Below are 13,120 nucleotides of genomic sequence, written 5' to 3' on the forward strand. Positions count from 1 at the left end.
AGCTCGGTGTCGAGAGGCGGATCCAGGCGGCCGTCATCGCCACCCAGGCCAAGGACCGCCTGCGGCAGCAGGGCGACTGAACGGGGCAGGGACCCTCGGCCCCCGGCGGGGGACCAGCGGCCGAAGCGCGGGGGACCAGTGGTCTCTGCCTCCGGCGCGCGGGCGGACGAAGACTGGAGGAACCCGAAGGAGGTTCCTCATGACCCGCCCCATCACCGTCGGCCTGGACGGATCCCCGCAGAGCGTGGCCGCCGCCGACTGGGCCGCCCGCGAAGCGCTGTCGCGCGACCTGCCCCTGCGCCTGGTGAACGCCTCGGTCTGGCAGACCCCCGTGTTCGCGCCGGCGACCGGGACGGGCGTGCCGGTGCCGTCGGCCGAGGTGCGTCGCGAGTACGCCCGCAGCCTCCTGGACGAGGCGCGGGCCCACCTCGCCGAGCGCCACCCCGGCCTGCGGATCGACGCGGACGAGCTGGCCGGTGAGCCCGTCACGGCGCTGCTGGAGGCCGGGCGGGACGCCGAGCTCCTCGTGCTCGGCTCCCGTGGTCTCGGCCGGGTCGCGGGCTTCCTGCTCGGGTCGGTCTCGCTGGCGGTCCTGGCCGCCGGCGAACGGCCGGTGGTCCTGGTGCGCCCCGGAGCGCACACCGGGGAGGGGCGGCGGGCGGCCGGCGGTGACGGCGACACCGTCCGCCGCGACATCGTGCTGGGGCTCGACCTGCGGAAACCCAGCGGCGCGGTGATCGGGTTCGCGTTCGAAGCGGCTTCGCGGAGCGCCGCCACCCTGCGGGTCGTCCACGGCTGGACCCTTCCGCCGTACCACTACGGCGGCGACCTGCTGCCCGAGGTGCGGGACGACATGGCCGCGCGGGTACCGCGCGAACTGTCCGAGGTCCTGGCCCCGTGGCGGGAGAAGTACCCCGCCGTGCAGGTGGAGAGCCAGGCCGTCGTGGGCGGAGCCGGCGCCCACCTGGTCGACGCCTCCCGCGACGCCGCCCTGGTGGTCGTGGGCCGGCGCGTCCGCCGGTCCGCGGTCGGCGCGCACATCGGCCCGGTCGCCCAGGCGCTGCTCCACCACGCCACCGCTCCGGTGGCGGTCGTCCCGCACGAGTGACCCGCACCCGGTCATCCGACGCCGGGGAGCCGCCCCTTCCCGCCATCCCCGACCGGCCCCCGTCACCACCTCACCGCCCCGCCACGGTCCCGCCCGTGGCGGGGCGGTGTCGTCCGGCCGCGGCCGCCTCCCGTCCGGGACCCGGTGGCCGAACGTCCCGACGGGCGAGGGACGTTCGGTCCCGTGCGGTGACCCATCAGGCACCCGGTGCGGCGCGTGGACGGGCGGGAGAGTGAGGGGTGTCAGGAACGACCGGACCACCTCCCCGGAAGGGAAACCCGTCATGGCCGTGCACCAGCACATCATGGACTCCACGCCCGGAACGATCGTCGTAGGATTCGACGGCTCCGCCGAGAGCCGCGCCGCCGCGGACTGGGCGGCACGTGAGGCCGCGCTGCGCGGCGCGGCGGTGAAGCTGGTCCACGTCCGGCAGCCGGTGCCCGAGCCGATGGGCGAGTCCCTGCGCCAGGCGCTCGAGGCCCACCGCCACTGGGCCGAACGCCTTCCCCAGGAGACCGCCCAGGAGCTGAGGACCAGGCACCCCGGCGTCGACGTGGACACCGAGCAGCCGGGCGGCGCCGCGGCCGACGTGCTCCTCGAGGCAGCCCGCGACGCGGAACTGCTGGTCCTCGGCTCCCGGGCGCTCGGCGGCCTCGCCGGCTTCCTCGTCGGATCCGTCGGCCGCTCCGTGGCCGGCCGTACCGGGACGCCCGTGGTCCTGGTCCGGGCGGGGGAGAAGGCCGCCGACGAGCACCTCGCGGACGTCACGGGCGCGCCGTCCGAGACCACCGGCTTCCGGCCCGTCGTCCTCGGACTGGACACCGGCGCCCCCGACGGGAAGCTGATCGCCTTCGCCTTCGAGGAGGCGCTGCGCCGCACGGCCCCGCTCGTCGTCGTCCAGGGCTGGAACCTGGCGCCCTACTACCTGTACAGCGCCGCTCCCGGCATCGAGCCCTTCGAGGAGATCGCCCGGGACCAGGCCGCCGCGCTCACCGAGACGCTCCGGCCCTGGCGCGAGAAGTACCCGGACGTCGAGGTCGTCGAGGCGTCCCGCCAGGGCGGTCCCGCCGAGCACCTGATCGACGCCTCCGGCCAGGCCTCGCTGGTCGTCGTCGGCCGCCGGACCCGCCGCGGCCCGCTCGGCACGCACATCGGATCCGTCGCCCAGGCGGTCATGCACCACGCCACCGCGCCCGTCGCCGTCGTCCCCCACGACTGACGCGGCCGGCCGGAAGGAGAGAGAACCATGAAGGCAGCAGTGGTCAGGGAGTTCGGGGCGCCGCTCGTCATCGAGGAGCGCCCGGACCCCGAGCCGGGTCCCGGACAGGTCCGCGTCCGCCTCGAGGCGTCCGGACTGTGCCACACCGACATCCACGCCGCGCACGGCGACTGGCCGGTCAAGCCGGTTCCGCCGTTCGTCCCGGGTCACGAGGGCGTCGGCATCGTCGAGAGGCTCGGCGAGGGCGTGACCCACCTGTCCGTCGGGGAGCGGGTGGCCGTCCCCTGGCTGGGCAGCGCCTGCGGGCGGTGCGAGCACTGCCTGTCCGGCTGGGAGACCCTCTGCGCGAGCCAGGTCAACACCGGCTACGGCTGCGACGGCGGATACGCCGAGAAGATGCTGGCCCGGGCGGACTTCGCCCAGGCCGTGCCCGACGGCGTCAGCGCCCTCGACGCCGCCCCGCTGACCTGCGCGGGCGTCACCACCTACAAGGCGCTCAAGGTCGCGGGCGTCGGTCCCGCCCAGCTCGTCGCGGTCTCCGGCGTGGGCGGACTGGGCCACCTCGCCGTCCAGTACGCGAAGATCGCCGGCGCCACCGTCGCCGCGATCGACGTCACCGACGACAAGCTCGAACTGGCCCGGGAACTGGGCGCCGACATCGTCATCGACGCCCGCGCCCAGGACGTCGCCGCCGAGCTGAAACGGCACGGCGGCGCCCACGCGGCCCTCGCCCTCGCCGTGGACCCGGCCGCCTTCGCGGCCGTCAACTCCGGCCTGCGGCGCGGCGGCAAGCTGGTCATGGTGGCCCTGCCGGCGCACGGCACGCTCGAGATCCCGATCTTCGACACCGTGCTCAACGGGACCTCGGTGATCGGCTCCATCGTCGGCACCCGGCAGGACCTCGCCGAGGTCTTCCGGCTGCACGCCGCCGGCCGTACCCGGGTCGTCCGCGAGACCCGGCCGCTCACCGCGGTCAACGAGGCCGTCGACGAGGTCCTGCGCGGCGAGGTCAAGGCCCGCATCGTCTTCGACCTCGGCGCCGAAGGACGGGAGGGATGAACCCGCACCCGCCTCTGGTCGTCGGCGTCGACGGCTCCGAGCAGAGTCTGCGGGCCGTCGACCGGGCGGCCGACGAGGCCGCCCTGCACGGTCTGCCCCTGCGGCTCGTCCACGCCTGCCTCCGGGAACGCCACGAAGGGCCCGCACTCGCCCGGGACGTCCGCGAGCTGCCCGGAGGAGTGAGCGGCGAGGACATCCTCCGCGTCGCCACGCTGCGGGCGGTGCGACGCCGGGCGGGCCTCTCCGTCACCACCGAGGTGACCGTGGAGGAACCGGAGTACGTCCTGATCCACGAGAGCCGCTCCGCCTTCGCCGTGGTCGTCGGCACCCGCGGGCGCGGCGCCGTCGCCGACGCCCTGCTGGGGTCCGTCAGCCTCAGCGTGGCCACCCGCGCGCATTGTCCGGTCGTCGTGGCCCGCGGCGACCGGAACCCTGACGCGCGACACACCGGCGTCGTCGTCGGGGTGACCGAGACTCCGACGGCCGCGCTGCGCTTCGCCTACGAGGAGGCACAACGGCGCCAGGTCCCGCTGACCGCCGTACGGGCCTGGCGCTGCCCCTCTCACCGGACGGCCGACCACCCGCTGCTCGCGGGTGACCCGGAGCGGATGCACGCGGAACGCGCCGCCGGCCAGCTGCGCGCCGCACTCGCCGACGCCCCACCGGACCTTGAGCTGCGACGGCGGACCGTCGAGGGTTCGGCAGGAAGGATGCTGCTTGCCGCTTCCCAGGAGGCCGGCCTGCTGGTGATCGGCCGCCGCCGTCCGAAACACCTCGGTCCCCATCTGGGGCGCGTCGCCCACCAGGTCCTGCACCACGGCCAGTGCCCCGTCGTCGTCGTGCCCGACCCATGATCGGCGGATCGCGGTCCTGGTCCCGGACCCGTCCGTCGCCTCCGCCGTCAGCAGGACCCGCCCAGGGTGGCGTCCTCGCTGAGGCGACTTCCGTCCCGTCCCCGCCGTTCCCGGCCGGGGTCACCGTGCTCGACGTGCGGACACGGCCGGCGCCGAACCGGCGATGACCCGTCTCGGCACCGCTCACGTCCAGGAGGAACCGCAATGAAGCAGACCAAGGTCGGTGCGGTCATGACCGCCGACGTCGTCCGGGCCGGGTACGACACCCCGTTCAAGGAGGTCGCCCGGCTGCTCGCCGAACACCGGATCGGCGGACTGCCCGTGGTCGACGAGGAGGCGCACGTCATCGGCGTCGTCTCCGAGTCGGACCTGATGGCCCACCAGGCGAAGGCCCCCCTTCCCTACGAACCGGCCCGCAGGTTCCGGTTCCCTTCCCTGACGCCCGCCGCCCGGCGGTACGCGGCCAAGGCCCGGGCCCGTACCGCGGGCGGCCTGATGACCCCCTCGCCGGTCACCGTGCGCGCCGACGAGAGCGTCGCCGAGGCCGCCCGGACCATGGTGCGGCGGCACGTCGACCGGCTGCCGGTGCTGGACGAGGCCGACAGACTGGTCGGCATCGTCACCCGGCGCGACCTGCTGAAGGTCTTCCTGAGCACCGACGAGGCCCTCAGGGAGAAGGTGATCCGTGAGGTGGTGGAGAACGGACTGTGGCTGTCCTCCCGGGCCGTCGACGTCTTCGTGGCCGAGGGCGTCGTCACCCTGCGGGGACGCCTGGAGCGCCGGAGCGAGGCGGAGGCCGCCGTGTCCATGGCCCGGAAGATCGACGGTGTCGTCGCCGTCGTCGATCAGCTCGGCCACCGCGTCGACGACTCCCGGTTGAAGCCCGAGAGTGCGGCTGCCCACGGAGGCGGCGAAGATTGGCTGCGCCGGCTGTGAAGGAGGGACCGTCATGACGGCCAAGGTGCTGGTCGCCTACGGGACGACCAACGGATCGACGACACGCATCGCCGAGAGCGTGGCCAGGACGCTGCAGGAGGCGGACCTGGACGCCGAGGCGCTGCCCGCCGCGTCGGTGACCGACGTGGCCGCGTACAACGCCGTGGTGGTCGGCGGCGCGCTGTATCTCGGCCAATGGCACAAGGACGCCCGCCGCTTCGTCCGCCGCCACCGCCGGGCGCTGGCGGCGCGTCCGCTGTGGTTCTTCAGCAGCGGCCCGCTCGACTCCACGGCCTCGCAGCGTGAGATACCTCCCGTACCCTGGGTCCACAGGGCCATGACACGGCTGGACGCCTACGGACACGTCACCTTCGGGGGCTGCCTGCAGGAGGGCGCGCAGGGCTGGATGGCTCGTATGATCCTGCGCAACGGGCAGGGCGGGGACTTCCGCGACTTCGACGCCGTGGAGAGCTGGGCGGCCGACGTGGCGAAGGCGCTCGCCGTAGTGCCCGGCCGGTGAGGCAAGGGCGCTACCGTGCACGGCCGGCCGAGCCTCCTCGACACGCCCTGGACGACATGACGGCCCTGGCCGTCACACGGCCGCCCGTGGTGCCGCGTCATCCCGAGCCGGCCATGGCCGTGAACCCGTGGCCCTACCCGGCTGCTGGCGCGGTTGCCCTCCTCGAAGAAGGCGCGGCGTCCGTAACGGCGACGATTCGCCCGTCGAGCCGCCCGCTCTCTGCCTGGTTGTAGGCAGACCTCCCGGCCACCGCCGACACCGGCACAGAGCGCGCCGCCTCGTGAAGCCGCATGCCCGGCCGCCCGCTGCGGCGCCGGGAACCGTCTGCAGAAGTCTCCATGGCATGAGGGGCCGTGCTTGTCATGGTGCGTCGTCATGAGTTTTCGGTTGCCGAGTGGGCGGTGTTGTCGCGGTTACCGCCGAGTTCGGGGGTCGCGGGACGGCCTCGTTCGGACGACCGGGTGGTGCTGAACGGGATCGCGTGGAAACCGGGGACCGGATCGGCCTGGCGCGATGTGCCGGAACGGTACGGCTCCCGGCAGATCTTGTGCACGCCTTTCCGCAGGCCGAGGCTCTGGACGGAGCCTTCTCGCGCATGCTGCGGGTCGTCCAGGCCGAGAAGGACACGGCCGGGGACATCCCAGTGCTGGTTGTCGGTCGCTCCACCATCAGCGGGTCCATCAGCACGCTGCCGACGGCTCCTGTCTGTGCGGATGTTTGCCGCGGCGGACCGGAGCCCGGGGGGCGGGGACCGCGTCAGTCGCCCATGCTGCCGCGCGTGAGGTCGTCGGCGATTCGCCGTGCCCAGTCGTCGACGATTCCACCGGCGCCGCCGGGCGCCCATTGCGGCCGCCTCCGACCCCGGCTTCCAGGATGCCCTGCTCGACGAGCTGAACCTCCTCACCGGAGTGCGGTTGCCCTGACGTGCGCACAATGTCGTGCAGGGGAGCGTCGGGGGTTACTGCCTATGGAGGTAACAGCAGGGTCTCTCAGGGAACGCGCGGCACGCCTACTGTGGCCGTATGGACAACCGGGAAGAAATCCGCGCATTGAAGAAACTCAGCCCGTACCCGCTGTCTCCGTCAGCTTCTCAAGCTGGGCGGTGATCACCTCGTCCGGGGCCTCGCCCGCGCTCTTGTGCGCGACCAGGCTCTGCCAGCTGAAGACGGCTACATTGGAGCCGCTACGCGTCACCCGGTACCAGTGCGCTGTTCCCGACGACTCCCGCTTGAAGGCAAACGCCTCATCGGCCGGACCCGGGTCGGGGACAGGGAGGGCCGTGACGGTCGGGTTGAGGCCCATGTCGTCCTCGTACCCGGTGCAGCTCTTCGCCGCGTCACGGACACGGGTGAGGAGTTCCTCTGCGTCGGCCGCCTTGGCGTAGGCGTACAGCGTGATGTCGGTGGCCTTCGTGTCCGTCTTCGGGTGGACGGAGCGGGCTGCCGCAGCGGTCGGTGCCGGTTCGGGGGAGCGCAGCCGGATGTCTTCCATGGGCTGGCAGGCCGCCGGTTTGGCCGGCTTCCCCTTGCTGCCGAGGACGGTGCCCTGCTTGAAGACGGTGAAAGTGTATTCGGGCAGGTCCGCTTCGGTGACCGCTGCGTTCTCGAGGGCAGCAGCGTTCAGCGGGCCGTCGTTCGGTCTTCCCGACGCCGTCCCCTTTGCCGAGTCCTCGGTCACGGCGCCGCTTCCGCCGTCTCCGGTCGCTTCGTCGCCGCTTCCGCAGCCGGCCAGCAGGGCCACCGCAGCAAGCGCCACCACGACAGCCTGGACTCGTCGCAGTCCGTCCACTCTCATTCCCGCTCCTCCGATACCAGCGCCCGGGCACGTTGGCACCTGGGTCACATCCGGAAGAAGATGGCATAACGCGGCAGGGGTCGCGTCACTCGAAATGCGTACATTCGCTAAGCACACCGGCCAGTTGGAGAACGAGACGGTCGCGGAACCCAGCGAGTGACTCGATGGGGATCACCGTGTCCGGATGTCGGCCTGCGCGGAGGCGCAGATCATGCCGTTGTCGAATGGCTTGAACCGATACACGCAGACCGTGCATCCCGTGCGCATGCCCTTCCGTCAGGCCCCAGAGCAGAAGGGCCCTGCGTCTTCAAGAATCATCTGAGCACCGAGCGGGCCGGTCCGCCCATCTCTGTCGGGATCTCGGCGGCGCCCCGTGGCTGGGCCCTCCGGCACCATGTCCGGGTCCTTCGGCATCCTCTGCCGGAAGGGTTCTGGATGTTCGATGAAGACGACAGACGACGCGGCGACGGGAGGCATGGTGACTACGCCACTGACCTCAGAGCCCTGGAAGCGCTTCTCAGTTCTCCTGGCGGGCTCCACGGCGGTCACCTTCGTGCTCAGTGCAGCGCTCGACGCACTGACGCCAGGGACGCAGCGACGTCGTGCGCACCAACGACCTGTCGCCGACGAGAGCCAGAGTCCCCCCGCTGACTCGAGCGGACCCCTACATCGACGGACAGGAGAAACCGGAGCCACAGCGCAAGCCCGCGGCAGGACGCCGGCAGCCACCGGCCACCCGGGCACCCCTGTACGCACAGCCCGCCCCGCTCGACCGCTGTCCCCGGCCGACCCGTCACCTCCTGAATACCTGCTACCCAGACGGGGGAACTGCCAGGGTTTGTGCCTTCGCCCGCCTCGGGCCAGGCAGACAACCGGCTGCACACCCTCGCGCCCCCATCGTGGCCACCCTGGAGGACCAAACCCATGCGCATCGTCATCGCCCTCGGCGGCAATGCCCTACTGCACCGGGGCGAACGCCCTGACGCGGACGTGCAGGAGACGAACATCGACCGGGTGACCACCGCGATCGCCGGCCTCGCTCTCGAACACGAGATCGTCATCACTCATGGCAACGGACCGCAGATCGGTCTGCTCGCCGAAGAGAGCGCCGCCGATCCGGGGCTGAGCGCTCCGTATCCGCTGGACCTGCTTGGCGCCCAGACACAGGGCATGATCGGTTCGCTGCTGGTGCGTGCGCTGCACGACGCACTGCCGCGGCGTCGGATCGCCGCGCTGGTCACGCACACCCTCGTACGGGCCGATGATCCTGCCTTCGTCCGGCCCACGAAGTTCGTTGGCCAGGTGTGCTCCCGCAAGAAGGCCGAAGCGCTCGCCCGCAAGCAGGGCTGGCACATCGCCAAGGACGACACTGGCTGGCGCCGCGTGGTCCCCTCACCGTCGCCCGAACGGATCCTGGAGACCGAAACCATTCACGAACTTCTGGGCAGCGGTGCCCTGGTCATCTGCGCCGGTGGCGGAGGCGTGCCCGTCACCGCCGACAACGACACCGGTGCACTGACCGGCGCTGAGGCAGTCGTCGACAAGGACCTCACGGCGGCCCTGCTCGCCGAAGACCTCGGGGCCGACTTCTTGCTCATCCTCACCGACGTGCCGTGCGTCTACGCCGGCTACGGCACCCGCGACCCACAGCCCATCCTCGACGCAACGCCCGACGACCTGCGCCGGGGAGACTTCCCGGCCGGCTCCATGGGCCCCAAGGCGGAGGCCGCAGCCCGGTTCGTCGAACGCACCGGAGCATTGGCCGCCATCGGCGCCCGCGACGCGGCGTACGAAATCGTGCACGGGCGGTCGGGAACGCTTGTGCGCCGGGATCTGACCGTTGGCTGACAGGCCCGTGGCTGTACGAAAGCGTGGATGGGCGGGGCTGCGAGGGTCGGCGTTGCGACCAGGGCTGCTGTGGTCGCGGGACGCAACTCGCCGCGTCATGTGAGGACGCCACTTCGGATGGTGACTCGCCCGCGTGTCCCTCCGAAGGGCGTGGCTTTCCACATCGACGGTCCTGCGGCCTCAGCGCGGGCCGAGCAGACACGAGGGGGAGCAGGCAGAGACGAAAGGGTGGATCGGGCCGGTGCTCTGCCACCCGGTTCTACCCGGACCCGTTCCATGGGGCGGGGCATCATCACCCACGACCGCCTCTGCCAACGCGACGGGCCGACGGCCCGTGCGGCTGTCCTCACGGCCCTCGACCGGGGTGTGCCACGGGTCGTTCTCCGGGATGGCCGGGACCCATGGCCCCTCACCTCCGGGCCTCACCTGGTCCAGGGTGGAAGGACGCGAAAATGCTGTACCAGGCGAAGGATGGGCTGGCTCATGGACCCCAATGATGGTTTCCGCGAACGCGGGCGGCAGGAGTGTCTCCGGCTGATGGCCAAGGTGCCCGTCGGCCGCATCGTCTACACGTGCCAGGCCTTGCCCGCCGTGCTGCCGGTCAACTTCAGCCTGGATGGCGATGGCACGGTCCTGCTGTGCACCTCCGCGGTTTCGGAACTGGTCCGTGCGATCGACGGAGCGGTCGTCGCCTTCGAGGCCGACGACGTCGACGCGGTCCGGCAATCAGGCTGGAGCGTCGTCGTGACGGGCTCGGCGTCGGTGGTGACCGACCCTGCCGAGCATGAGCGCCTCGCTCGCACGGGACCGGTCTCCTGGGTGCCCGCGTCGCAGGAGGTCTTCATCCGCATCGAGCCGGAGCTGGTCACCGGTCGCGAGGTCGTCGGCGGACGCAGCCTGTACGGCGTGGACCTCACTGCCTGAACGTCTCGTCCCTCCCGTTCCCCCATCCGTCGGGGCACAGGGCCCACCGGCCAGACGAAGCGGGCCGGACGGCGTGCAGTCGGCTTCTGTCGGCCTCTGCCTGCAGCGTTCGCGGACGATGAGCATCGTTCGTGAAAACGTCACCACATCCACATCCACGTCCACCCGACCGGCCGACCAGTGCGTTACTGCACTCGCCCCCTCCAGGGGGAGGAACGGACGGGAGCAGGGCGATGACTGATGATCATGTGGTCGTCGGAATGGACGGCTCGCTGGTCGCGGTACGGGCGCTGAACTGGGGCGCCCTGGACTGGGGCGCCGAGGAGGCGGTGCGCCGCGGCACCGCGCTGCGTATCGTCTACGCCGTGGCTGAACGCGACGAGGAGGGCCAGTTCTGGCCCCGGCCGCCGAGCGGGTCCACGAACGCCACCCCGGTGCTGTTGGTGGAGACCAGCGCCATGGAGGGCGGTGCCGTCGCAACACTGGCAGCGGGGAGCGAAGGCGTGGCCGTCACCGTTGTGGGCACCCGCGGGCTCGGCAGTGTCACCGGCTTACTGGCCGGCTCGGTGAGCCGGCGACTGGCCGCACGCGTGCACCCGTCGGTGGTCGCCCGCGGTAGCCATTCCTTGCGAAAAGCAGCGCGAGGTGCTGCTCGGCCTGGGGAGCGATACCGACGAGGCCGCAGCCGCTGACGCCTTCGAGGAGGCGGCACGTGGCGGGCCCGGCTGCGCGTCCTGCACTCAGCGACGCACCGGCACATCACCCCCGAACTGCCGTCGCTGACTGCCGCGGCAAGTCCCGGCCAGGAGCGCCAGGCCCGCCACGACCGGGCGGAAGAAGCCGTCCCACGGTTCAGCATCGCCCGCCTGCGCGAGGCGTACCCCGAGGTGGCGGCCGCCAGCCGCACGGTCCGCACCGGTCCGGCCCATGCTCTGATGGCGGGTACCCACAAGGCCGGCGTCGTGGACGCGGCAGCACGCGGGCCGGCTCAGTCCGTCGCTCAGCCCGGTCGCGGAGGTCCTGTTGCAGCACGCCCAATGCCCCTGCCGGTGCCGACGGCCCGATGACAGACCGCACGAGGCGGATGGCCCGGTCGACCCTGTCGGGGATCCGGCGAACGGGGGAAGGTGGGGACGTACGGACCCGCATATACCTCCGACCGACCCCGATCCGGAAGGGAACCCAGGATGTCCGTCGACCCGCAACAGGCGTCTGCCCCACTCACCGACGACGAGCTGAGGACGCTGGACGCCCACTGGCGCGCCGCGAACTACCTGTCCGTCGGCCAGATCTACCTCATGGCCAACCCTCTGCTGACCGATCCGCTGCGCCCCGAGCACGTCAAGCCGCGCCTTCTCGGCCACTGGGGCACCTCACCCGGCCTGAACCTCGTGTACACCCACCTCAACCGCGTCATCCGGGCCCGTGACCTGGACGCGCTGTGTATCTGGGGCCCCGGTCACGGCGGTCCCGCGGTGGTTGCGGGTTCATGGTTGGAGGGCTCGTACAGCGAGACGTATCCCGACATCACCCGGGACGCGGCCGGCATGGCCCGCCTGTTCAAGCAGTTCTCGTTCCCCGGCGGCGTCCCCAGCCACGTCGCACCCGAGACCCCCGGCTCGATCCACGAGGGCGGCGAGCTTGGCTACTCACTCGCGCACGCCTACGGTGCCGCCTTGGATAATCCCGATCTGGTCGTGGCCTGCGTGATCGGCGACGGCGAGGCCGAGACGGGGCCGTTGGCGGCGTCCTGGCACTCCAACAAGTTCCTCGACCCCGTCCACGACGGCGCCGTCCTGCCGATTCTGCACCTCAACGGCTACAAGATCGCCAACCCCACGGTTCTCGCCCGGCTCCCGGAGCCCGAGCTCGACGAACTGCTCCGGGGCTACGGCCACGACCCCGTCCATGTCACCGGCGACGACCCGGCCTCCGTGCATCGAGCCATGGCGCAGGCCATGGACACCGCCCTGGACCGCATCGCCGCGATCCAGCGGGCCGCACGCGAGGACGGTACGACCGAGCGCCCCCGCTGGCCGGTGATCGTGCTGCGTACACCGAAGGGCTGGACGGGCCCGGCCCAGGTCGACGGGTTGCCGGTGGAGGGAACCTGGCGCTCCCACCAGGTCCCGCTGTCAGCCGTCCGCGACAACCCCGACCACCTGCGGGAGCTGGAGACGTGGCTGCGCTCATACCGCCCTGAAGAACTGTTCGACGAGCACGGCAGCCCCCGCCCGGACGTCCTGGCCTGTGTCCCGGACGGCGCCCGCAGGCTCGGCGCCACCCCACACGCCAACGGCGGACTGCTGCTGCGTGAACTGCCCCTGCCGCCGCTGGAGCGCTACGCGGTCCCCGTCGACAAACCCGGAGCGACCCTGCACGAACCCACCCGCGTCCTCGGCGACCTGCTCGAAGACGTCATGCGAGGCACCACCGACCGCCGCGACTTCCGGCTGGTAGGGCCGGACGAGACCGCCTCCAACCGGCTCCAGGCCGTCTACGGCGCCAGCGGCAAGGCATGGCAGGCGGAGACCCGGAACGTGGACGAGCACCTGGATCGTCACGGCCGGGTGATGGAGATCCTCTCCGAGCACACCTGCCAGGGTTGGCTGGAGGGCTATCTGCTGACCGGCCGGCACGGGCTGTTCTCCTGCTACGAGGCGTTCGTGCACATCGTCGATTCGATGGTCAACCAGCACATCAAGTGGCTGCGTGTGACCCGCCGCATGCCCTGGCGCGCTCCCATCGCCTCCCTGAACTACCTGCTGACCTCACACGTGTGGCGGCAGGACCACAACGGCTTCTCGCACCAGGACCCGGGCTTCGTCGACCACATCCTCAACAAGAGCCCCGAGGTC

The 13,120-nt window shown here is 71.7% G+C and carries 12 protein-coding genes and 1 pseudogene; 12 read left to right on the forward strand and 1 reads right to left on the reverse strand.

Going from position 1 to position 13,120, the window contains the following annotated elements; genetic code table 11:
• The 8 genes and pseudogenes from A2U95_RS33575 to A2U95_RS33400 all read left to right on the forward strand — a co-directional run.
• Positions 1-80, forward strand: a pseudogene (locus tag A2U95_RS33575) (DNA-binding response regulator); the annotation flags it as partial.
• A gap of 119 nt (positions 81-199) precedes the next feature.
• Positions 200-1,108 carry a universal stress protein gene (locus A2U95_RS20190; protein ID WP_166024511.1) on the forward strand — a complete coding sequence of 303 codons (909 nt, stop codon included), beginning with the start codon at positions 200-202 and terminating at the stop codon, positions 1,106-1,108.
• Positions 1,109-1,391: 283 nt separating this feature from the next.
• Positions 1,392-2,327: a universal stress protein gene (locus tag A2U95_RS20195; protein WP_240957382.1), complete on the forward strand. Its 936-nt coding sequence runs from the start codon at positions 1,392-1,394 to the stop codon at positions 2,325-2,327.
• 27 nt (positions 2,328-2,354) lie between these two features.
• Positions 2,355-3,386 carry a zinc-dependent alcohol dehydrogenase gene (locus A2U95_RS20200; RefSeq protein WP_166024513.1) on the forward strand — a complete coding sequence of 344 codons (1,032 nt, stop codon included), beginning with the start codon at positions 2,355-2,357 and terminating at the stop codon, positions 3,384-3,386.
• Positions 3,383-4,240, forward strand: a complete 858-nt coding sequence (locus tag A2U95_RS20205; protein WP_166024515.1) for a universal stress protein — start codon at positions 3,383-3,385, stop codon at positions 4,238-4,240. Before A2U95_RS20200 ends, A2U95_RS20205 begins: the two co-directional genes overlap by 4 nt.
• Positions 4,241-4,444: 204 nt before the next feature.
• A complete protein-coding gene (locus A2U95_RS20210; RefSeq protein WP_166024517.1) occupies positions 4,445-5,176 on the forward strand; it encodes a CBS domain-containing protein in 732 nt (243 codons plus the stop codon).
• Positions 5,177-5,189: 13 nt separating this feature from the next.
• Complete coding sequence (locus tag A2U95_RS20215) at positions 5,190-5,696, forward strand: flavodoxin domain-containing protein (RefSeq protein ID WP_108952047.1); 507 nt, start codon at positions 5,190-5,192, stop codon at positions 5,694-5,696.
• Between the two features lie 362 nt (positions 5,697-6,058).
• Positions 6,059-6,478: a transposase gene (locus A2U95_RS33400; protein WP_277350946.1), complete on the forward strand. Its 420-nt coding sequence runs from the start codon at positions 6,059-6,061 to the stop codon at positions 6,476-6,478.
• 277 nt (positions 6,479-6,755) lie between these two features.
• On the opposite strand, the gene A2U95_RS20225 is transcribed toward A2U95_RS33400, so the two are convergent.
• Entirely contained in the window at positions 6,756-7,484 is a 729-nt protein-coding gene (locus A2U95_RS20225) for a hypothetical protein (protein ID WP_166024519.1), read from the reverse strand.
• Between the two features lie 930 nt (positions 7,485-8,414).
• Here A2U95_RS20225 and A2U95_RS20230 point away from each other — a divergent pair.
• The 4 genes from A2U95_RS20230 to A2U95_RS20245 all read left to right on the forward strand — a co-directional run.
• A complete protein-coding gene (locus A2U95_RS20230) occupies positions 8,415-9,338 on the forward strand; it encodes a carbamate kinase (RefSeq protein WP_108953389.1) in 924 nt (307 codons plus the stop codon).
• Positions 9,339-9,821: 483 nt separating this feature from the next.
• Positions 9,822-10,262 carry a pyridoxamine 5'-phosphate oxidase family protein gene (locus tag A2U95_RS20235; protein ID WP_166024521.1) on the forward strand — a complete coding sequence of 147 codons (441 nt, stop codon included), beginning with the start codon at positions 9,822-9,824 and terminating at the stop codon, positions 10,260-10,262.
• A 233-nt stretch (positions 10,263-10,495) separates the two neighbouring features.
• Complete coding sequence (locus tag A2U95_RS32785) at positions 10,496-10,954, forward strand: adenine nucleotide alpha hydrolase family protein (protein ID WP_240957383.1); 459 nt, start codon at positions 10,496-10,498, stop codon at positions 10,952-10,954.
• A 495-nt stretch (positions 10,955-11,449) separates the two neighbouring features.
• The coding region (locus A2U95_RS20245; RefSeq protein ID WP_240957384.1) for a phosphoketolase at positions 11,450-13,120 on the forward strand (1,671 nt) is incomplete at its 3' end.

It is taken from the genome of Streptomyces chilikensis, from assembly GCF_001642695.1.
Classification (GTDB): Bacteria; Actinomycetota; Actinomycetes; order Streptomycetales; family Streptomycetaceae; genus Streptomyces; species Streptomyces chilikensis.

Bases quoted from the DNA above. Each gene is read 5' to 3' on its own strand.
- A2U95_RS20190 (WP_166024511.1), top strand. From the start codon at position 200: ATGACCCGCCCCATCACCGTCGGCCTGGACGGATCCCCGCAGAGCGTG.
- A2U95_RS20195 (WP_240957382.1), top strand. From the start codon at position 1,392: ATGGCCGTGCACCAGCACATCATGGACTCCACGCCCGGAACGATCGTC.
- A2U95_RS20200 (WP_166024513.1), top strand. From the start codon at position 2,355: ATGAAGGCAGCAGTGGTCAGGGAGTTCGGGGCGCCGCTCGTCATCGAG.
- A2U95_RS20205 (WP_166024515.1), top strand. From the start codon at position 3,383: ATGAACCCGCACCCGCCTCTGGTCGTCGGCGTCGACGGCTCCGAGCAG.
- A2U95_RS20210 (WP_166024517.1), top strand. From the start codon at position 4,445: ATGAAGCAGACCAAGGTCGGTGCGGTCATGACCGCCGACGTCGTCCGG.
- A2U95_RS20215 (WP_108952047.1), top strand. From the start codon at position 5,190: ATGACGGCCAAGGTGCTGGTCGCCTACGGGACGACCAACGGATCGACG.
- A2U95_RS33400 (WP_277350946.1), top strand. From the start codon at position 6,059: ATGGTGCGTCGTCATGAGTTTTCGGTTGCCGAGTGGGCGGTGTTGTCG.
- A2U95_RS20230 (WP_108953389.1), top strand. From the start codon at position 8,415: ATGCGCATCGTCATCGCCCTCGGCGGCAATGCCCTACTGCACCGGGGC.
- A2U95_RS20235 (WP_166024521.1), top strand. From the start codon at position 9,822: ATGGACCCCAATGATGGTTTCCGCGAACGCGGGCGGCAGGAGTGTCTC.
- A2U95_RS32785 (WP_240957383.1), top strand. From the start codon at position 10,496: ATGACTGATGATCATGTGGTCGTCGGAATGGACGGCTCGCTGGTCGCG.